The organism is Thioclava sp. GXIMD2076 (assembly GCF_037949795.1).
GTDB classification, from domain to species: Bacteria; Pseudomonadota; Alphaproteobacteria; order Rhodobacterales; family Rhodobacteraceae; genus Thioclava; species Thioclava kandeliae.
In genome coordinates this window covers 2,397,087-2,416,825 of record NZ_CP149932.1, presented here as the reverse complement: position 1 = coordinate 2,416,825, position 19,739 = coordinate 2,397,087, and the positions used below count along the sequence as shown (strand labels likewise).

Annotated in this window: 20 protein-coding genes, 3 tRNA genes and 1 pseudogene; 18 read left to right on the top strand and 6 right to left on the bottom strand. The window is 62.1% G+C overall.

The genetic code is table 11. The features are described from left to right. Nucleotides 1-183: 183 nt before the first annotated feature. From opgC to WDB91_RS11825, 9 genes and pseudogenes are all read left to right on the top strand, one after another. Nucleotides 184-1,356: an OpgC domain-containing protein gene (gene opgC / locus WDB91_RS11865; protein WP_339112764.1), complete on the top strand. Its 1,173-nt coding sequence runs from the start codon at nt 184-186 to the stop codon at nt 1,354-1,356. 148 nt (nt 1,357-1,504) lie between these two features. After that, nucleotides 1,505-2,176, top strand: coding sequence for a class I SAM-dependent methyltransferase (locus tag WDB91_RS11860; RefSeq protein ID WP_339112763.1), 672 nt, complete (start codon nt 1,505-1,507; stop codon nt 2,174-2,176). An 83-nt stretch (nt 2,177-2,259) separates the two neighbouring features. After that, on the top strand, nt 2,260-3,636 hold the full coding sequence (locus WDB91_RS11855) for an amidohydrolase family protein (protein ID WP_339112762.1): 1,377 nt from the start codon (nt 2,260-2,262) through the stop codon (nt 3,634-3,636). A gap of 110 nt (nt 3,637-3,746) precedes the next feature. Then, a pseudogene (locus tag WDB91_RS11850) lies at nt 3,747-4,685 on the top strand (pirin family protein). A gap of 254 nt (nt 4,686-4,939) precedes the next feature. After that, a tRNA-Asp gene (locus WDB91_RS11845) sits at nt 4,940-5,016 on the top strand. 38 nt (nt 5,017-5,054) lie between these two features. After that, nucleotides 5,055-5,131 (top strand) — tRNA-Asp (locus tag WDB91_RS11840). A 32-nt stretch (nt 5,132-5,163) separates the two neighbouring features. Continuing rightward, nucleotides 5,164-5,240, top strand: a tRNA-Asp gene (locus tag WDB91_RS11835). Between the two features lie 106 nt (nt 5,241-5,346). Continuing rightward, nucleotides 5,347-6,612, top strand: coding sequence for a glutamate-5-semialdehyde dehydrogenase (locus WDB91_RS11830; RefSeq protein ID WP_339112761.1), 1,266 nt, complete (start codon nt 5,347-5,349; stop codon nt 6,610-6,612). 122 nt (nt 6,613-6,734) lie between these two features. Continuing rightward, entirely contained in the window at nt 6,735-6,968 is a 234-nt protein-coding gene (locus WDB91_RS11825) for a hypothetical protein (protein ID WP_339112760.1), read from the top strand. Nucleotides 6,969-7,045: 77 nt separating this feature from the next. Here WDB91_RS11825 and WDB91_RS11820 read toward each other — a convergent pair whose 3' ends face one another. Further along, the gene (locus WDB91_RS11820; RefSeq protein ID WP_339112759.1) at nt 7,046-7,684 is read right to left on the bottom strand and encodes a histidine phosphotransferase family protein; all 639 of its coding nucleotides are present in this window, start codon (nt 7,682-7,684) and stop codon (nt 7,046-7,048) included. Between WDB91_RS11820 and WDB91_RS11815 the strand changes: the two genes are divergently transcribed. From WDB91_RS11815 to WDB91_RS11805, 3 genes are all read left to right on the top strand, one after another. Then, nucleotides 7,683-7,856, top strand: a complete 174-nt coding sequence (locus WDB91_RS11815) for a DUF3553 domain-containing protein (protein WP_339112758.1) — start codon at nt 7,683-7,685, stop codon at nt 7,854-7,856. The two genes, WDB91_RS11820 and WDB91_RS11815, sit on opposite strands and share 2 nt — an antisense overlap. A 135-nt stretch (nt 7,857-7,991) precedes the next feature. Then, a complete protein-coding gene (locus tag WDB91_RS11810; RefSeq protein ID WP_339112757.1) occupies nt 7,992-8,759 on the top strand; it encodes a GNAT family N-acyltransferase in 768 nt (255 codons plus the stop codon). Beyond that, entirely contained in the window at nt 8,756-9,592 is an 837-nt protein-coding gene (locus tag WDB91_RS11805) for a lysophospholipid acyltransferase family protein (protein ID WP_339112756.1), read from the top strand. Before WDB91_RS11810 ends, WDB91_RS11805 begins: the two co-directional genes overlap by 4 nt. On the opposite strand, the gene WDB91_RS11800 is transcribed toward WDB91_RS11805, so the two are convergent. Both WDB91_RS11800 and WDB91_RS11795 read right to left on the bottom strand, forming a co-directional pair. Then, the gene (locus WDB91_RS11800; RefSeq protein ID WP_339112755.1) at nt 9,581-9,808 is read right to left on the bottom strand and encodes a ribbon-helix-helix domain-containing protein; all 228 of its coding nucleotides are present in this window, start codon (nt 9,806-9,808) and stop codon (nt 9,581-9,583) included. The two genes, WDB91_RS11805 and WDB91_RS11800, sit on opposite strands and share 12 nt — an antisense overlap. Further along, a complete protein-coding gene (locus WDB91_RS11795) occupies nt 9,805-10,005 on the bottom strand; it encodes a DUF4169 family protein (protein ID WP_339112754.1) in 201 nt (66 codons plus the stop codon). Before WDB91_RS11795 ends, WDB91_RS11800 begins: the two co-directional genes overlap by 4 nt. 151 nt (nt 10,006-10,156) lie before the next feature. Here WDB91_RS11795 and WDB91_RS11790 point away from each other — a divergent pair, with 151 nt between their 5' ends. The 6 genes from WDB91_RS11790 (at nt 10,157) to WDB91_RS11765 (ending at nt 17,059) form a co-directional block, all read left to right on the top strand. Then, nucleotides 10,157-11,842 carry an ATP-binding cassette domain-containing protein gene (locus WDB91_RS11790; protein ID WP_339112753.1) on the top strand — a complete coding sequence of 562 codons (1,686 nt, stop codon included), beginning with the start codon at nt 10,157-10,159 and terminating at the stop codon, nt 11,840-11,842. Nucleotide 11,843: 1 nt separating this feature from the next. After that, nucleotides 11,844-13,484, top strand: coding sequence for an ATP-binding cassette domain-containing protein (locus WDB91_RS11785; RefSeq protein ID WP_339112752.1), 1,641 nt, complete (start codon nt 11,844-11,846; stop codon nt 13,482-13,484). A gap of 120 nt (nt 13,485-13,604) precedes the next feature. After that, nucleotides 13,605-15,215 (top strand): cytochrome ubiquinol oxidase subunit I, encoded by a 1,611-nt coding sequence (locus tag WDB91_RS11780; protein ID WP_339112751.1) that lies wholly within the window; start codon nt 13,605-13,607, stop codon nt 15,213-15,215. A 6-nt stretch (nt 15,216-15,221) separates the two neighbouring features. Then, on the top strand, nt 15,222-16,382 hold the full coding sequence (gene cydB / locus WDB91_RS11775; RefSeq protein ID WP_339112750.1) for a cytochrome d ubiquinol oxidase subunit II: 1,161 nt from the start codon (nt 15,222-15,224) through the stop codon (nt 16,380-16,382). Between the two features lie 15 nt (nt 16,383-16,397). Then, on the top strand, nt 16,398-16,508 hold the full coding sequence (gene cydX, locus WDB91_RS11770) for a cytochrome bd-I oxidase subunit CydX (RefSeq protein WP_339112749.1): 111 nt from the start codon (nt 16,398-16,400) through the stop codon (nt 16,506-16,508). Nucleotides 16,509-16,600: 92 nt separating this feature from the next. Then, nucleotides 16,601-17,059, top strand: coding sequence for an NUDIX domain-containing protein (locus WDB91_RS11765; RefSeq protein ID WP_339112748.1), 459 nt, complete (start codon nt 16,601-16,603; stop codon nt 17,057-17,059). 49 nt (nt 17,060-17,108) lie between these two features. Here the strand turns inward: WDB91_RS11765 and fumC are convergent, their stop codons facing one another. From fumC to WDB91_RS11750, 3 genes are all read right to left on the bottom strand, one after another. Beyond that, nucleotides 17,109-18,503 (bottom strand): class II fumarate hydratase, encoded by a 1,395-nt coding sequence (gene fumC, locus WDB91_RS11760; protein ID WP_339112747.1) that lies wholly within the window; start codon nt 18,501-18,503, stop codon nt 17,109-17,111. Between the two features lie 159 nt (nt 18,504-18,662). Continuing rightward, nucleotides 18,663-19,136 carry a ClpXP protease specificity-enhancing factor SspB gene (locus WDB91_RS11755; RefSeq protein ID WP_339112746.1) on the bottom strand — a complete coding sequence of 158 codons (474 nt, stop codon included), beginning with the start codon at nt 19,134-19,136 and terminating at the stop codon, nt 18,663-18,665. Between the two features lie 104 nt (nt 19,137-19,240). Next, nucleotides 19,241-19,669 (bottom strand): ester cyclase, encoded by a 429-nt coding sequence (locus tag WDB91_RS11750; RefSeq protein WP_339112745.1) that lies wholly within the window; start codon nt 19,667-19,669, stop codon nt 19,241-19,243. Between the last annotated feature and the right edge of the window lie 70 nt (nt 19,670-19,739).

Sequence of the window (19,739 nt, the reverse complement as noted above, 5' to 3'; positions counted from 1 at the left end):
CGCCACTTCTCCCATTTCTCTCCCGCCCGTTTTCAGGGCAGTTCTTCGCCGGATCGTGTTTCTGGCGTTTTGGATGCCCATTATTTTTGCTGGGTTTCGTTATGCAACCTATCGTTGTTTATCTTTTGTAAACTTCTCTTAATCTGGCATGTGGCGCTGCTTATTCCAGATAGGATGTTTGCAATGAGATTTCAGATAATTGACGGCTTTCGCGGCTTTTTCCTCTTTTTTATGGTCTGGATGCACTCGGCTGCGGTGTTCCATTCCGATCTGCATTACATTTCGCACCATAGCCTCGGCTGGGTCGAGGATGCGCAGGGCTTCGTGTTTTTCTCGGGGCTGGTGATCGGCCTCGTCTTCATGAAACGGCTGGTGAAGAGCGGAGAGCGCGGCCTCTGGGCATTGGTCCGCAAGCGCGTCAAAACGATCTATATCGCCCATCTTCTGGTGCTGGTGGCGGCTTTTGTGGCGCTGTGGGTCGCGGGCGCCGACACACGGACGGATATGTTCACATATTTCGCGCAGGCACCTTTCGGGAATGTCCTCGCGGGGGTCTTTCTCATGGGCCGGATCACCTATGCCGATATCCTGCCGATGTATCTGGTCTTCATCCTCTTCACGCCTGCAGCTCTCTATCTGGTGCTCGAGGGTAGGACGATGCTGTTACTGGCAATCTGCTTCGCGCTCTGGGGCGGGGCGCAGACGGGGGTGGTCGAGTTCTTCTGGCGCAAGCTCGGGGATGTCTCGGGCCTGACCGAGGACGGCGTAAGGCTCGGGATTTTCTTCAACCGCTTCGCATGGCAGGCACTTTATTTCGGCGGGCTGGCCATCGGCGCCAATATGGCGCTGGGGCGCTTCGATCCGGCCATGTTCAAAGACCCCAAATGGCGTCCCGTCGCGATGGTCTGCCTGATGCTTGCGGGTCTGTTTGCGGGATGTGATCTGCTCCAGACCATCATGGGTCTCGAAGCCGAGCAGGAGCGCAATATCCTCGATTCGGTCTATGTTGCCAATTTCCTCGCCGATCTGGGGATCATGACATGGCTGCTGACCGCAGGTCTGAGCGACGGCAATGCCGTGCTCAGGACGGTGGCCCATGCGTTCAGGCGCCTCTTCACATGGCGTCCGCTGGTCTTTCTCGGGCGCCATAGCCTGCAGGTTTATGCGTGGCATGCCATAGGCCTATGGCTACTTGCGCTGGCGGTCGGGCCGACCGAAGCGCTAAGCCAGCTGGACCGTGCGATACTGGTGGTGGCAATGTCGGCGACGCTCTGGCCGGTGGCCTGGCTGAATGCGCGCTGGCAGTCTTTCAGGGCGATGCGGCGGGCAGGCGGTCAATCCGTCCCTGCCGAGTGATCGCTGGAGGCCCCCTGTTGCAGGTGCGAAAATGCTTGCGATAGGGGAAAAGCCCGATTAGGTCAGCGCGGGCCTTCTCCTGCACGGGGTGCAGAGCGGGCTTTTCCCTGACCCGCGCCCGCGCGCCCCTGATGCGAGACCCGATTTTATGTCCCACGCGCATGCGCCCTATACCCGCCCCGGTTTCTATGACGAGATGATCGGCCGCGGGATGCATCGTGATATCGTCGGCGGGCGCTGGGAAGAGACCGGCGAGCGCCAGATGGAGATCGTCGAGGATGCGGGGATCCTGCCGCATCATCACCTGCTCGATATCGGGGCGGGGCCGTTGCGGCTTGGCTGTAAGGTTATCAATTATCTCGAACCGGGGCATTACTGGGCCACCGATGCCTCGCGCGAGCTGATGCTGGTGGGGCATGAGCGAGAACTGTCGGACCGCTCCCGGCTCGATCCTGCGCAACTGGTCGAGGATAAAGCGTTCGAATTTCCACAAATTCCTCCGCGGATCACCCATGCCATCGCTTTCGGGCTCTTTCCGCATCTCCCGCATGAGATGCTGGGTCTGTGCCTGCGCAACCTGCAGCGCCTGCCCAATCTCGAACTCTTCCTGTTCACCGTCTTCCTGCGCCCCGATGAGGTGGCCGAGGATGCCCATTACCGGCAGCGCGATGGCGTGGTCACCCATTACACCCGTGCGCCCTATGATATGCGCGCCTCAAGCGTGCATGAGATGGCCCGCGATGCAGGATGGACGCTGTGGGAAGATCCGCGCAAATTGCCGCGCGGGCAGGTCCTGTTTCATGCACGGCGCACCGTTTAATACATCACGGATGCGTGAGAGGTGCTGACCGTTGCGGTTAGGGGCATAGCTCTATGCGATGTTCCTAGCTGAAAGAGATTTCCATGACACGTCTTTCTCTCGTCGCGGGATGCGCGGCCCTTCCCCTGAGCCTGCCACTGACGGCCCTCGCGCAAGACGATGATCCATCCGGCCGCCGCTATCTCCTGAGCGGAGCGCAGGTGATCACGATGCAGGGTGGCTGGACCCCCTCGGCGCCGTTGGATATCCTCATTGAAGACGGTAAGATTGCGCGGATCGATGCAGATATAGAGGCAGCCGATGCGACCGAAATCGACCTGTCCGGCCATCTTCTGACCCCCGGTCTTGTCGATAGCCACTGGCATATGTGGAACACCATCGCGCGCGGCTATGAGCGCAGTGATCAGGGCGGGTTCGCGGGCACGATGAAGCCGCTTTCCGGAGCATGGACGCCCGAGGCATCGGCGCTCTCGGTCGAGCTGGGAATGGCGCTGGCTGTCAATTCGGGCATTACCTATGTCAATAACTGGGCGCATAACGTGAAGGCCCCCGAATTCGCCGATGCCGAGATCGCGGCGATGGCGGCCTCCGGCGTGCGCGGACGGTTCAGCTATGGCTATCCGCAGGCTTTGGGGCAGGGCGCTCTGATGGATCTCGCCGATCTGGAGACGACGCAGTCCGACTGGCCAGAGGATAGCCTGATCGGGCTCGGTGTGTCGCTGCGCGGGCCGGACCGTTCGACGCCTGAGATCTGGACGCAGGAAATCACCAAGGCGCGTGATCTCGGGTTGCCGGTAACCTTTCATATGGGTGGGGCCCCCGAGGCCGCAGAGAAACACAACGTGGCTGCGCTGGCCGAACAGAAGATGCTGGGGAAGGATATCCATGTTGTCCATATGACCTCGGCACCCGAAGAGGATCTGCGCAAACTGGCCGAGGGCGGTAGCCCGCTGATCATCTCGCCATGGACCGAGCTGGAGGTGGGATACGGCGTGCCTGATCCGGGGATGATGAAGGATGCGGGGCTCGAGATGGCTGTCTCGGTCGATAACACGGTGCTGGCGGGGCAGATCAATATGTTCGAGGTCATGCGCCTGACCGCCGATCTGGCAGATGGTCATGCGCATAAGCAGCAGGCATTGCCCGATGCGGATGTGTTCGACTGGGCGACCCGTCAGGGCGCACGCTCGATCATGGCGCCCGAAGGCGTGGGCACGCTGACGGAAGGCGGGCCGGCGGATCTGATCGCGATCTCTACCGAGGGGCTCAACACACGCCCTGCCGCCTCGCCCGATTTCCTGCTGACCCATGCGGCCGAGCCCGAGGATGTGTCCTTTGTGATGATTGCGGGGGAGATCCATAAGGAGAACGGTAAGTTGATCCGCGTCGATCTGGGAGACCTCACAGCGCGGGCAGATGCGATGATGGGCGATCTGGCCGCGCAGGCAGGCGTGCAATAGGCCCGCGCGGGCGAGGGCGTGCACAGACCCTGCGCGCCCCTGCCTGTTTTCATCACCCCCCTTGCGCGGCACATTCATCCCAAGCCGAATTGCCAAAATGGAGCGCCAAGATGAGCTGGAACCCGATTCTCGATGCCGATATCCCGATTGGCGATGCCGTTGATCTCGTTGATATGGAAATCGTGCCGCGTGCGCGGGATCTGGGGTCGTTCGAGGTGCGCCGTGCGCTGCCTTCGGCCAAGCGCCAGATGGTGGGGCCGTTCATCTTCTTCGACGAGATCGGGCCTGTCGAGTTCCTGTCGGGGCAGAAGGGCGTCGATATCCGCCCGCACCCGCATATCGGCCTCGGCACGGTAACCTATCTGCTTCAGGGACGGCTGCATCACCGTGACTCCCTCGGAACCGATCAATGGATCAAACCGGGCGAGGTGAACTGGATGAATGCGGGTTATGGCATCACCCATTCCGAGCGCACCGACGAGGATCTGCGCTAGACGGGCGATACGATGTTTGGTATCCAGACCTGGATCGCGCTGCCCAAAGATGCCGAGGATGATGCGGCGGAATTCGCCCATTCGGGGGCAGGGACGCTGCCGGTTCTGGAGGCCGAGGGTAAAAAAGTGACGCTGGTTCTGGGGGATGCCTGGGGGGCGAAAGCGCCGCTCGCCATGCCGTCGGAGCTGTTTTACGCCGATGCCGATCTGGCGCCCCATGCCGCGCTGCCGCTGCCCGACAATCACGAGGATCGCGGCGTCTATGTGCTGCGCGGCTCGGTGAATGTGGGCGGGGCGCATTACGGGGCGGGACGTATGCTGATCTTCCGTCCCGGTGACCGGATCTCGGTCAAGGCAGGGGCCGAGGGGGCACGTCTGATGGTGCTGGGTGGGGCCACGCTTGAAGGGCCGCGCTATATCTGGTGGAATTTCGTGGCCTCTTCGCAGGAACGTATCGAAGCGGCCAAGGAATCCTGGCGCGCGGGCGATTGGATGCACGGGCGATTCCAGCTCCCGCCGACGGATCGCGACGAGTTTATCCCGCTTCCCGACTGAACGCGCTAGGATGGAGCGGCAAGCCACGGGGATCACGGCCCCTCCGGCGATATGATTCCCCTGATAACGGCGCTCCGTTGCCCCCGCTGTGCTGATGCCAACCAATTGAAGAAGCGTTGTTTTAAAGGGTTTCCTAAAATACGCGGCAGGGTTTTTGGGTTTTTTTGAAAAGAATGCGAAACCATGCTTGACGGGCGCGTTAGTGGCCCGTATTACCCACCCCACGCTCCGGGCGATGCCGGAGAGGATGAAGAGCGGTTGTAGCTCAGTTGGTTAGAGTATCGGCCTGTCACGCCGAGGGTCGCGGGTTCGAGCCCCGTCAACCGCGCCATTCATCCTCACCTAGTCGCCCTTAGCCGAAACATATGCGCGGTTGTAGCTCAGTTGGTTAGAGTATCGGCCTGTCACGCCGAGGGTCGCGGGTTCGAGCCCCGTCAACCGCGCCACTGTTTCGGAATTGGAGTTTGGAAGATGCTGTGCGGTTGTAGCTCAGTTGGTTAGAGTATCGGCCTGTCACGCCGAGGGTCGCGGGTTCGAGCCCCGTCAACCGCGCCACCATCTTCTCGTCAGAAAGCACCCCAATGGGGTGCTTTTGTCGTTTTGGGCTTCTTTTGGTCGGGCAGGGTCGCTATATGCGGGCTGTCACATAAGGAGTAGACGGATGAAAGACGCGTTGGATGCAAAGCAGCTGATCGACACCCTCGGTGCCGCTGCCCGCGAGGCAGCAGCAGAGCTGGCCTTCGCACCAGCGCCTCAGAAAACCCGTGCGCTCGAAGCGGCCGCCGATGCTGTCTGGGCGCAGCGCGCCGAGATCATTGCCGCGAATGCCGAGGATCTGGCCTATGGCGAGGCAAAGGGGCTCACGCCTGCCATGATGGACCGCCTGAAGCTTGACGAGGCGGGGATCGAGGGGATCTGCAAGGGCCTGCGCACCATCGCCGCACAAGAGGATCCTGTGGGCGCGGTGATCACCGAATGGGACCGCCCCACGGGGCTGCATATCCAGCGTGTGCGCACGCCGCTCGGTGTGGTGGGGGTGATCTACGAATCGCGTCCCAATGTGACTGCCGATGCCGGTGCACTCTGCCTGAAATCCGGCAATGCGGTGATTCTGCGTGGTGGCTCGGAGAGCTTCCATTCCTCGCGGGCGATCCATGCCTGTCTGGTCGAGGGGTTGAAAGCCGCAGGTCTGCCCGAGGCGGCGATCCAGCTGGTGCCCACCCGTGACCGTGATGCCGTGGCCGCGATGCTGCAGGCGGTCGAATATATCGACGTGATCGTTCCGCGCGGGGGCAAGGGGCTCGTAGGGCTCGTCCAGCGCGAGGCGCGCGTGCCGGTCTTCGCGCATCTGGAAGGGATCTGCCATATCTATGTCGATGGCAGCGCCGATCTGGACAAGGCCCGCCGTATCGTGATCAACGCCAAGACCCGCCGGACGGGGATCTGCGGGGCAATGGAATGCCTGCTGATCGACCGCGCTTTCTGGGACAGGCATGGTGATGTGCTGATCCGTGATCTTCTGGCCAAGGGCGTCGAGGTGCGCGGGCAGGGGGATCTGCTGGGCACCGAGGGCGTGGTCGAGGCCGCCGAGGATGATTACGGGCGTGAATTCCTCGATATGATCTGCGCGGCCAAAATCGTGGAGGGGGTGGATGAGGCCATTGCCCATATCCGCCGCTACGGCTCCAACCATACCGAAGCGATCCTGGCCGAGGACAAGGCGCCTGTGGCACGCTTCTTCCAGCGGCTCGATAGCGCGATCCTCATGCATAACGCCTCGACCCAATTCGCCGATGGCGGGGAATTCGGGATGGGTGCCGAGATCGGGATTGCCACCGGCAAGATGCATGCGCGCGGCCCCGTGGGGGCCGAGCAACTGACCTCGTTCAAGTATCTTGTCACGGGGGATGGCGCGACCCGCGCCTGAGTATCGCCCGATTTAAAGGCCGCAGTGCAGAAAGCATGTGCTGCGGCTTTTTGTGTCTTTGACATAAGATAGGCATGCTTTCTATATTTCCTGCGTGCCAACCGCCCTTCCGGAGAATTCCCATGACCGCCCAGATCCCCCCCGGCCGCCGTCTGTTCTCGCGCAATTTGCGTCTGAGTTTCTTTGTCCTTTGTGCTATCTACCCGCTGGTCACGGCGCTCCTCTATGTGGTGCTGCCGCTGATGGACGGGCATCCGCTCTTTACGGTGACTGCCGTGGTCTGTCCCATTGTCGTGCTGTCGATGGTCTATGCGATCATCCCCACCATCCATCGCCGTCTTGGGCATCTACTTTAAGATCATATTCCAACCATTTGCAAAAAATAAAAAACCGGCGTCTTGCGCCGGTTTTCTGTTTGCTGCTCGCGCATGGATCAGAAGCCGATACGGGCTTCGGTCTCGCCGATCTCCCATGCGATATGGCGTCCGTGGAGTGCCGCCTCGCGCGGTAGCAGCAGAAACTGGACCTGCGCCGGACGGAGGTCTTCGGGCGCCTGTCCGTTCAGCGCATTCCACAGTGCCTCGTCGGGTTTGGTGCGCCGCGTTTCGGCCACCAGATGCCATTCGCCATTGATCTCTGTAATCACCAGCCGCCCGCCGAAGGGCAGCGCGGTTTCCATGCAGAGCATCGCCAGATAGGCCATCTTCACGAAATGACGGGGCTGGTCGCCTTCAGCCTGCCATTCATATTTCATCCGGCCCGTCGCGGACATCTCGGCCAGAAGGTTGCGGATCTCGTTCTGGCTGACGCGCTGCTCGGTGCTCGATTGTCCGAAGGCCACGCGGAAGAACTTCACCCGCGCATTGGCCGCGTTCACGCTCTCGGCGATCAACTGCATCTCGGGGCTCATCGCGCCACCTGCCATCGCCAAAAGCTCTACCCCATTGCTGATTGCGCCCAAAGGGCTGATAAGGTCATGACACAGACGCGAACCGACAAGGGCCACCAGATCGGCCTCGGAAGTCTCGGTATTGGCGTCAGAAGGAAGCAATTGAGAAGACAGGGCAGTCATGAACGAATTCCTCGAGCCGGGTATGTTGGTCCGGAACCCGAAAGCGCCGGAATGGGGTGTAGGTCAGGTGCAATCGCGCGTGGGCGACAAGATCACCGTCAATTTCCGCGAGGCGGGTAAACAGGTGGTTGACGGTCGGGTGATCGCGTTGACTCTCGTTATTGAAGATTAAAGTTGAGGAAAGGTTAACGCCGATTTTGCCACGCGGGTCAATCGGCGCCTCCCAACCTGCTTGCCTTTTGAGCGCTCTCTTGCCACAAACTCGGCAAGAGCGTGCGACATGCTTGCAAAAGTGGATTGAAATGCCATGGAATCCAGTCGTTTAGAGGTTCGTCTTGCGGCGAGCGAGGAAGATCTTCTGGCCTCGCAACGGCTGCGCTATCAGGTCTTCGTGACCGAACTGGGCGGGGGTGGCGCGATGGTTAATCACGCAGCCCAACTCGAATGCGACGCCTTCGATCCCGTTTACGATCATCTTATATTGGTTGATCCCGCCATCGATCCTGAGACGCTCAGCCATGTGGTGGGGGTCTATCGTCTCCTGCGTTCGGATCGTGCGGCGGCCTTCGGGCGCTATTATTGCGATGAGGAATACGATCTCGGGCCGCTCAAGGCCCTGAACCGCCCGATGCTCGAGCTTGGGCGCTCCTGCGTCCATCCCGATCATCGCGGAGGCGCGGCGATGTTCCTGCTCTGGAACGGGCTGGCAGACTATGTGCTCACGAACCGGATCGAGATCCTGTTCGGGGTGGCCTCTTTCCATGGCACCGACCTGCAGGCGCTGAAGATGCCTCTTGCGTGGCTCCACCATCATCACCGCGCCCCAGACGCGCTGCGGGCGCGGGCACGCGTCTTCCAGCCGATGGATCTGGTGCCGCCCGAGGCGCTCGACCGGCGCGCGGCGATGGCGGCCATGCCCAATCTGATCAAGTCCTACCTCAAGCTCGGTGGCTTCGTGGGCGAGGGTGCTTTTATCGATCATGATTTCAACACGACCGATGTGCTGGTGATGATGGACACGACCGCCATGAGTGCGAAACACCGCAGCTTCTATACCCGCAGGGTCGAGGTATGACCCGCCCCGTACCGTCGCCCACTTGGATGGGTGAGGCGCCCCCAGCGCCGCCCACACCCCGTGCGGGCGACAGGCTCCGGCTAAGCGCTCGGTGTGTCTGTGTGGTGCTCGTGTTCCTGTGCGGGCTCGGGGCGATGGGCGTTACACGGCTGATCGAGACCGTTCTGCGTCGGTCCGACCGGCCGCTTTCGGTGCATATCCCGCGGCTGGTCTCGCGGGCGACCGTCGCAATCCTGGGGATCGGCCTCACGATCCGGGGCCGACCGATGCGTCATGCGGGGGCGGTGGTATGCAATCACGGATCATGGTTCGACATTCTCGCGCTCAATGCCGCGAGTAATGTGTTTTTCGTGGCCAAATCCGAGGTGGCCGGCTGGCCGGGGATCGGGTTTCTGGCACGGATCGCGGGGACGGTCTTCATCCGTCGTGACCCGCGCGAGGCGGCCGCCCAGGCCCGCCTGTTCGAGACCCGGATCCGCGCAGGCCACAGGCTTCTGTTCTTCCCCGAAGGCACCTCCAGCGATACGCGTCGGGTTCTGCCATTCAAATCGACCCTGTTTCAGGCCTTTTTCACCGAGGATCTGCGCGCGCGGATGTGGGTCCAGCCGGTCAGCCTGCGCTATCATGCCCCTTCAGGCGAGGATCCGCGCTTTTACGGATGGTGGGGCGATATGGCCTTTGCCCCGCATCTCGAGAAGCTTCTGAAGGCAAGACGCGGGGGACGGATCACGCTGGTCTTTCATCCGCCTCTGGCCGTGGCCGCGCATCGCGACCGCAAGGCGCTGGCCGCGGCCTGTGAGGCGGCGGTCAGGGACGGCTTCTCAGCCCTGTAAAAGCTGCGCGCGGTAATAGCGCAGCACATGGAGACGGATGGCGGTGGCCAGCCCCATCTCGACCCCGCGGGCCACATCGATTTCCGCGGCCAGCGCATTGATCCCCAGATCGCGTTCGCGCGCGATGTCGCGGAAGGCCTGCCAGAACTCGTCCTCCAGCGTAACCGAGGTGCGGTGCCCGCCGAGTGTCAGGGAATGTTTGCGCGGGCGGCTCATGTCTCGCTCTGCTCCTCATCATCCTTGTCCAGACGATGAGCGTCGAGATGGCGCTTGGCGGCCAGATCGTCCGCTTCGTCGCGCGCGCGCTCGGCCTTGGTGCGACCGAATTTCACAGCATTGGCGTCAGCCGCCGCGCGCTTCTCGGCGCGGGCCTTGGCTTTGCGGAACTGGTTGAGATTGATCACATTGCTCATTGCGTGATTTTGCCATGACAGAGGCAGGCTGAAAAGACCCCGCAAACATATATCGGGACTGCGCGTTTTCTGCGCCGATATGATGCAGATCAAATGAGCAATTTGCCAATGCGGTTACGGAGGGACGGCAAAGAGTAGGACGGGGTGCATCATGACAGGCCATGGCAGCGCAAACCAAGCGGCGCAGGACGAGGCGCTCTCGCGCGCAAAACGCGGGCGCAGGGTGCTGAACTCTCTGATGGCGCCCGAGGCGGGACGGTTGCGCGGAGCCTCGGGCCTGTCGGTTCTCGCGGCACTGGTCTGGCCCTTGCAGGCGTGGTGTGTGGCGCATGTTCTGGGCGCGCTCCTTGCGGGACAGAACGCCGGGGCGCTGATACCGTCGCTCGTGTTCGGCTTGCTCGGGGGGCTCAGGGCGGCGCTCAACTGGGGCGCGGAGGGGCTGGCGCAAGGGGCGGCCAACCGCACGGTCGGGTGCTTGCGCGCGCGGATCGTGGCGCAGGAAGCCGCGTCGGGCGAGGAGAACCGCTTTGGCGGGGCGGGGGCCATCGCCGCCCTTGCCGGCGAGAAGGCCGAGTTGTTGCGGCCCTATATCACCCGCTACCGCCCCGCACAGTTCCGCGTGGGGGTGGTGCCGCTCCTGTTTCTCGGGGTGGCGCTCTGGCAGTCCTGGGCGGTGGCCGTGATCTTCGCGGTTTCGGGCCCGCTGATTCCGGTCTTCATGGCACTTGTGGGGATGGCCGCGAAAGAGGCCTCCATGCGCCAGCTGGGCGAGATCGGCACGCTCAACGATATGCTGGTCGAGCGGCTGGGGGCGGTGCTCGATATCCGCGTGCTGGGCGCACGGGACCGCGTGATGGAGGGGTTTGTCGTCCAGACCGGTCGGCTGCGCCAGCGTACGATGGCGGTGCTCGGGGTGGCGTTCCTGTCCTCGACGGTGCTGGAACTCTTCTCGGCCATCGGGGTGGCGATGGTCGCCGTATTCGTGGGCTTCTCGCTTCTGGGCGAGATCTCTTTCGGCACTTGGGGGGCGGGGCTTTCGCCCGAGGCGGGGATTTTCCTTCTGCTGATCGCGCCGGAATTCTACCAGCCTTTGCGCGATCTGTCGGCGGCATGGCATGACCGTGCATCGGCAGAAGCGGTGGGCGCCGAACTCGAGGATTGGCAGAACGGCCAAGCCGCGCCTCTCGTCGGGAAAGGCGCGCAGGCCGCACCGCTGGCAGGGCTGTGCACTGTGCAGGCAAGCGGGCTCGTGATCCATGGTCGTGCCTTGCCGGATGTGAGCGTCGATGCAGGAGAGAGTATCGCGCTGGTCGGGCCCTCCGGGGCGGGCAAGACCACACTTTTACGCCTGTTGGCAGGGGGGCTCACGCCCGAGGCAGGATATGTCCGTGTGGGGGGGCAACCGCTTGTGCCCGAGACCGCCGATGCGTGGCGGGCGCGTTTGGGCTGGATGCCACAGGCCCCGCATTTCCTTTCGGGCACGTTGCGCGAGAGCCTGATGTTGCCCGAGGGGGCAGATCCTTGGCCCGCGCTGGCACAGGCGGGTGTGGCGCAGGTCGTGCGCGCGCTGCCCGAAGGGCTCGAGACGCCTCTAGGCGAGACGGGAGGTGGTCTGTCGGGGGGCGAGGCGCGGCGGATCATGCTGGCGCGGGCGCTGGCGCGCCGCCCCGATCTGCTGCTGGCTGATGAACCCACTGCCGATCTGGATTCCGAGACTGCAGCCGCCGTTACCACTGGGCTGCTGGCGGCCCACGGGCGCGGCATGGGGCTGGTTATCGCGACCCATGACATGGCGCTGGCGGAGAAAATGGACCGGATCATCCGGCTGGAGGCGTAAGATGAGAGATCTTTTCGCGATATTCCTGCGTCTTCTGCGGGCCAATTCCTGGGCGATGGCGCGGGGCTGGGCGCTGAGCCTGACCGTGCTGGTCATGGGAGCCGCGCTTCTGGGGCTGTCGGGGTGGTTCATCGTGGCGGCGGCGGCTGCGGGGCTGATCGGGATGGGTTCGGTCTTCGATGTGTTCCGCCCCTCGGCCATGGTGCGCTTTTTGGCGCTCGGACGGGCGGCGGGGCGCTATGGCGAGCGGCTTCTCACCCATGATGCCACCCTGCGCGGGCTCGAGGCGCTGCGGGCCGATGTGCTGCGCGGCTATCTGGGGGCAGGATACCGGACGATGACCCGCATCCGTGGCGCGCAGGCGCTCAATCTGCTGACGGCCGATGTCGATGCGCTGGACGGTGTCTCACTGCGACTGTTCCTGCCGGTGATGGCGGCGCTTGGCACCCATGCGCTGGTCTATCTGGTGCTTCACTGGTTGTTGGGCGGCATGATCGCCGCATGGATCGGATTGGGCTATACCTTGGGCGGGGCACTGATCCTGATTTGGGCCGCACGGGCCTCGGCCCGCGTGGCGCGTGCGCGCGAGGAGGCGGCCCAGTCTTTCCGCACGGGCCTGATCGACATGATCCGTGCCCGTCGTGATCTGGCGGTCTACGGGCGCCTTGCGGGGCAGGCCGTGCAGGTGCAGGCCGCCCAAGACTTGCACGACGGGTTTAGCCAGCGGCAGGATGCGGCCGAACGCAGGGTCGGGCTGACGCTCAACCTGCTCCTGCAGCTGGTTGCGGCAGGGGCGCTCGGGCTCGGGATTGCCACGGTGAATGCGGGCGGCTTTGCGCCGTCTTATGCCGCGCTCGGGTTCTTTGCGGCGCTCGGGCTGGCAGAGACGATCGCGCCGCTGCGCCGCCTTGCGCCCGATCTGGGGCGGATGCGGATGGCGGCCACGCGGGTGCGCGGCCATCTGCCCGGTCCCGAGGCACCGGCCAGCCCCGCCGTTACACCACCGCGCAGCGCGCAATTGACGGTGTCGCATCTGTCGCTCTGCCGGCCCGATACCGCACAGCCCATTATCGAGGATCTGTCCTTCGATCTCGGACCGGGGCAGTGGCTTGCCGTGACCGGAGCGAGCGGGCGGGGTAAATCCACGCTCCTTCTGGCGCTGGCGGGGTTGATGTCCTTTGGCGGCGAGATCAGGCTCGGGCAGGTCCCGATCGCCACGCTCGACGAGGCGTCCCTGCGCGAGAGGGTGGCCTATCTGCCCCAGCGCAGCGCCCTGATGGCGGGCACCCTGCGCGAAAACCTCTGTCTTGGCGATGACCGGATCACCGATGCCGATCTGGACGCGGTTATCGACGCCTGTGCTTTGCGGGAGGTGATCCGCCTGCGCGGTGGCCTCGATATGGTCATCGGTCCGCGTGGCGAAGGGCTTTCGGGCGGCGAGGCAAGGCGCGTCACTTTGGCGCGATTACTCCTGCGCCGTCCCGATCTCCTGCTCCTCGACGAGCCGACCGAGGGGCTCGACGACGCCACCGCGCTCCATGTGCTAAGGGAAATCCGTGCCATCCTGCCGCAGTCCGCCATTCTTTCCGCCTCGCACAAACACGTCGAGGTTGAAATATCTGACAGGGTGATAACCCTGTAATTGCGCATTTGATTTCTACTTTTTGACCCAGATCAAGGAGGCCGCGCGAGTGCAGGCTTACTCGGGTCGCATAAGAAAACGCGAATGGGAAACTCATCTTTCCCGCTAGGAGCTGAGGATATGGATTTCGGTATCGTCGAGCTGTCACGGTTTCAATTTGCCATGACTGCGATGTATCACTTCCTCTTCGTGCCGCTGACGCTGGGTCTGTCGATCCTCGTGGCGATCATGGAGACGGTGTATGTGATGACCAACCGCCCCATCTGGCGCCAGATGACCAAGTTCTGGGGCCTTTTGTTCGGGATCAACTTTGCCATCGGGGTCGCCACCGGCATCACGATGGAATTCCAGTTCGGGATGAACTGGAGCTATTATAGCCATTATGTGGGCGACATTTTTGGCGCGCCTCTGGCCATCGAGGGGCTGATGGCCTTCTTCCTCGAGGCGACCTTCGTGGGGCTGTTCTTCTTCGGCTGGGACAAGATGTCGAAGACCGCGCATTGCGTCGTGGCGTGGCTCGTGGCCATCGGCTCGAACTTCTCGGCGCTCTGGATCCTTATCGCCAATGGCTGGATGCAGAACCCCGTGGGGGCCGAGTTCAACCCGATGACCATGCGCATGGAGATGGTGGATTTCTTCGCGGTGCTCTTCAACGAAGTGGCGCAGGCGAAATTCGTCCATACCGTTTCGGCAGGCTATGTGACCGCTTCGGTCTTCGTGATCGGCGTCTCGGCATGGTTCCTGCTGCGCGGGCGTCATACCGAGCTTGCGCGCCGTTCGATCACCGTCGCCGCAGCCTTCGGTCTGGCCTCGGCGCTCTCTGTGGTGCTTCTGGGCGACGAGTCGGGCTATAATGCGACCCATACGCAGCGCATGAAACTTGCCGCCATCGAGGGGATGTGGGAGACCGAGCCCGCGCCTGCGCCCTTCACCGCTTTCGCCATCCCCGATCAGGAGGCGCGCGAGAACCGCTACGCGATCCATATCCCCTATCTGATGGGGCTGATCGGTACGCGCTCTCTGACCACCTCGATCCCCGGGATTGACGATCTGGTGGAGGAATCAGAGGCCCGTATCCGCAATGGTCTGATCGCCTATGACGCCTTGATGACCGTCCGTCAGGACCGTGCAGCCACCGCGCCCGAGGTAATGAAAACCTTCGAGGACCATTCCGGCGATCTGGGTTATGCGTTCTTGCTGAAGAAATATGTCGAGGATCCGCGCGAGGCATCCGATGCGCAGATCAAGCAGGCGGCGGCGGACACCGTGCCGCAGGTCTGGCCGCTCTTCTGGGCCTTCCGCATCATGGCGGTTCTGGGCTTCCTGATGATCGGCACGATGGCCTATATGTTCTACCGCTCGTCCTTCAAGGGCATGCATTATCCGCGCCCGATGCTGCGCTTGGCGGTCTGGATGATGCCTGCGCCGTGGATCGCCGCCGAGATGGGGTGGTTCGTGGCGGAATTCGGGCGTCAGCCATGGACGGTAGACGGGATCCTGCCGACGGCGCTTTCGGTCTCCGCGCTCTCGGCCACCGAAGTCCTGATGACCATCATCGGCTTCATCCTGTTCTATACCGTGCTCTTCATTATCGAGATGGGTTTGATGCTGAAATACATCAACAAGGGCCCGTTCGAGGATGTGGCGGAAACCGAAAGCTGGATGGCCAGCCACAAGACCCGTCTGAGCGGCAAGGCGGCAGCCGATGCCATCGCGGAACCTGCGGAGTAAATTACTATGATCCTTCATGACCTTATCAGCTATGACGTGCTGCGGGTGATCTGGTGGGTGCTCCTGGGCATCCTGCTGATCGGCTTCGCCGCGACCGACGGGTTCGACATGGGCACCGCCGCCCTGATGCCCTTCATCGGCCGCACCGACACCGAACGCCGCGTGGTGATCAACACCGTCGGCCCCGTCTGGGAAGGCAATCAGGTATGGTTCATCCTCGGCGGTGGCGCGATCTTCGCGGCCTGGCCGCCGCTCTATGCGGTCAGCTTCTCCGGCTTCTATCTGGCGATGTTCGTGGTGCTTGCATCCTTCATCGTGCGTCCGGTGGCGTTCAAATACCGCTCCAAACGCGAGGGTCTCGTCTGGCGGCGCAACTGGGACTGGGCTTTGTGCCTCTCGGGGGCGGTTCCGGCGCTTCTCTTCGGCGTGGCCGTGGGCAATGTGATCCAGGGCGTGCCCTTCCATCTGACCGATGATTTGCACACCGTCTACGAGGGCGCTTGGTATATGAAATTCATCGGGCTTCTCGATCCCTTCTCGCTGCTGGCAGGGGTGGTCTCGCTCTCGATGCTCGTCATGCATGGTGGTGCATGGGTGAACCTGAAGGCCGAAGGGATCGTGGCGGCGCGCGCCCGTGCTATCGGCGCCAAGGCAGCCCTCGTCGCGGTGGCGGCCTATGTGCTGGCCGGGATCTGGCTGGCCTTCATCCCGGGCTATGCCTTCAGCGGTGATGTGCCGGTCGATGGCCCCTCGAACCCGCTGCATTTCACGGTGATCCGCTCGGCCACATGGCTTTCGGCCTATGCTGACCGCCCGTGGATCGTGATCGCACCGGCCTTGGGCATCGTATGCGCGCTCCTGACCCATCTGGGCCTGAAAGCGGGGCGTGAGGGCTCGACGATGATCCTCTCGGGTGTCGCGGTGCTCGGCGTGATCTCTTCGGTCGGGCTCACGATGTTCCCCTTCATCATGCCCTCGAGCACGGCGCTCAACTCCTCGCTTGCGGTCTGGAACGCGTCCTCCTCGCATCTGACGCTGTTCATCATGCTGGTCTCGGCGGTGATTTTTGTCCCGATCATCCTCGCCTATACGAGCTGGGTCTATAAGGTGCTCTGGGGCAAGGTCACCGAGGATGACATCACCGGCAACTCCCATTCGGTCTATTGAGGAAAGGAACGACAGATGTGGTATTTCGCATGGATTCTGGGTCTTCCGCTGGCCGCCATCTTCGCCGTCATGAACGCGATGTGGCTTGAGCTGAAGGAAGACCAGAAGCGGATCGACGGTAAATAGGCATAGGCCCAAAACGACTTGTGCGGGCGAGGGGCGGCAGGGATGCCGCCCCTTTGTCTTGAGGCGGTCTCGGGGGCAGGTTAGGGTGGGCTATGACACAGTGGCGTCCCGCTCCCCGTATCCGGTTCAAAGTGCTTGGCCTGCATTGGCGCGACGGGCGGCTTCTGGCCGCCGAGGTGCCCGATGATGCCGGTCGGGTCAAAGGTGTTCGGCCCTTGGGGGGCACAGTCGAATTTGGCGAGACGGCCGAGGCCGCGCTCCGGCGCGAATTCCACGAGGAGTTGGGGGTCGAGATTGGCCTGCGTGGAGCGCCGGTTTTCATCGAGAACCTCTACCATCATGAAGGCCATCAGGGGCACGAGATCCTCGCGCTTTACGAGATCACTCTGCCGGAGGGCGCGTTCGAGGGCGAGACGCGCCTACAGTTCCACGAGGATAGCGGTGTCGTGTGCTTTGCCCAGTGGTTCGATCCGGCGACGCTTGATCAGGACGGTGGTCCGAAGCTTTTTCCCGACGGCCTGAAAGCCCTTTTGAAACGCTTGGGATCATGAAAAAGGCCAGCCCGAGGGCTGGCCTTTCCGTTACCCTTTGACGGGAAGATCAGTCATTGGGGCCGATCATCAGCTCGGGACGGACGACCTCGTCGAAGGTCTTCTCGTCCACGAAGCCGAGCGCGATGGCTTCCTGCTTCAGCGTGGTGCCGTTCTTATGCGCGGTCTTGGCAACCTTGGTGGCGTTGTCATACCCGATGGTCGGCGCAAGGGCAGTGACCAGCATGAGCGACTCGTGCAGGAGCTTCTCGATACGCGGCTCGTTGGCCTCGATGCCCACTACCATGTTATCGGTGAAGGCCGAGGCGCTATCGCCCAGAAGCTGCATGGATTGCAGCACGTTATAGGACATCATCGGGTTGTAGACGTTCAGCTCGAAATGGCCTTGGGAGCCTGCAAAACCGACAGCGGCATTGTTGCCCATGACATGGGCGCAGACCATGGTCAGCGCTTCGGCCTGCGTCGGGTTCACTTTACCCGGCATGATCGAGGAGCCCGGCTCGTTTTCCGGCAGGATCAGCTCGCCCAGACCGCAACGCGGGCCCGAGCCCAGAAGGCGGATGTCATTGGCGATCTTGAACAGAGAGGCCGCAACCGTGTTCAGTGCGCCCGAGAACATGACCATCGCATCATGCGCGGCCAGAGCCTCGAATTTGTTCGGAGCGGTCACAAAGGGCAGACCGGTGATCTCGGCCATATTTGCCGCAACCGCCTCGCCCCAGCCTTTCTTGGTGTTCAGACCGGTGCCGACGGCGGTGCCGCCCTGTGCCAGCTCGTAGATGTCACCAAGGCAGGCCTCGACGCGCGCGATACCCTTGCGGACCTGATGCGCATAGCCGCCGAATTCCTGACCGAGGGTCAAAGGGGTCGCATCCTGCGTATGGGTGCGGCCGATCTTGATGATGTCCTTGAAGGCTTCCGATTTCGCTTCGAGCGCCTCGGCCAGCTTGGTGAGGCCCGGGATCAGCACATCACGTGCCGACATGGCGATACCGACATGCATCGCGGTCGGGAAGGTGTCGTTGGAGGACTGCCCCATATTGCAGTGGTCATTGGGGTGGACGGGTTTTTTCGAGCCCATCTCGCCGCCCAGCATCTCGATGGCGCGGTTCGAGATCACCTCGTTCGCGTTCATGTTGGACTGGGTGCCCGAACCCGTCTGCCAGACGACCAGCGGGAAGTTGTCATCGAACTTGCCGTCGATCACTTCGCCTGCTGCCGCGATGATCGCATCAGCGATCTTGGCATCCATCGAGCCATTGGCCTTGTTGGCCATCGCGCAGGCTTTCTTGATCACGCCGAGGGCGCGGATGATCGGCACCGGCTGCTTTTCCCAGCCGATGGGGAAATTCAGGATCGAGCGCTGCGTCTGCGCGCCCCAGTATTTGTCTGCGGGAACTTCCAGCGGACCGAAGCTATCGGTCTCGGTACGGGTCGCGGTCATAGTGGGCCTCCGTAATAACCAGCTCTGGCCGCTAAAAATCGGGCCAGCCGTGAACGTGTTTTTGTCTAAGCGGTAGGGCGCGGGAATGCAAACGGTATACGCATGTATACGGGCGCTAACACAGTAAAAGACCGCCCCGAGGGGCGGCCGCTGCAACAGTTAGGATTTGCGGAATTTATCGAGGCTGACAACTTCGGCCTCGGGCCGCACGCCCGAGGGGGGCGGATCGTCGTCATCATTCTCGGTATCATCCGTTTGATCGTCGCCATCCTCGTCCGAATCCTGCGTCTCGAATCTGAGGCCGAACTCAACGGAAGGGTCCACAAAGGTCTGGATCGCATCATAGGGGATATAGAGCGGCTCGGGATTGTTGCCGAAATTCAGCGTCACGCCGAAGCCGTCATCATCGACATTGAGATTGTCGAACCAGTGCTGGATCACCACCGTCATCTCTTCGGGATAACGCGAATGCAGCCAGTCGGCCATCTCGACACCATCTGCCTGCGTGTCGAAGGTTATGAAGAAATGATGCGCGCCGGGAAGTCCGTTCTCGGCCACGTCTGAGAGCACATCCTGAATCAGGCTGCGCATCGCGCGATGCATCAGGTTTCCGTAATCGATGCTGCGGGTCATTCCTTGTCCTTCCATACCTTAGCAGGTGTTCCCTCACCATAGGGGTTTTCATGCCTTTGGAAAGGGGCACTTTTCTGTTGAAGGTTTTCTAGATCGTAGAAACGTTACGAAATCTTTTCGCTCGAGAGGCATAGGGCAACCGTATCCACAGGCAAAAATCCTAGCTGGCTAAACAGACCGATAAGATCGTAATGGTCATGCATGGCCACGATCTTGCCATCGCGAAAACGCAGAAGCGACTGCCCGCTGAATTCGACGTGATTCCCCGATACTTTCGACGTGCCACTAACCGTCATCAGCACATGCAGGATATCCCCGCTCTCGTAACTGTGCCGGATGTCATGACGGATATCGTCGAGATGGGCACGCAGGGCGGGGACGAGCTCTTCTATATCCTCCCGCGTCATCTCGACATCGCTGATCAGTCCGGTGGCATGGGAACAGTCCGACACATAAAGCGACAAGCATTCGGCCCGACCATTGGACCAGACTTCCTGAAGGAATTCTTTATAGAAGCTGAGCTTATCGGACATGAGACCTCGGTGTTATCTTAGCTACAGGTGGTCTTGGGCAGGCTCGGCCTGCGTCAATGGCACTATGTCG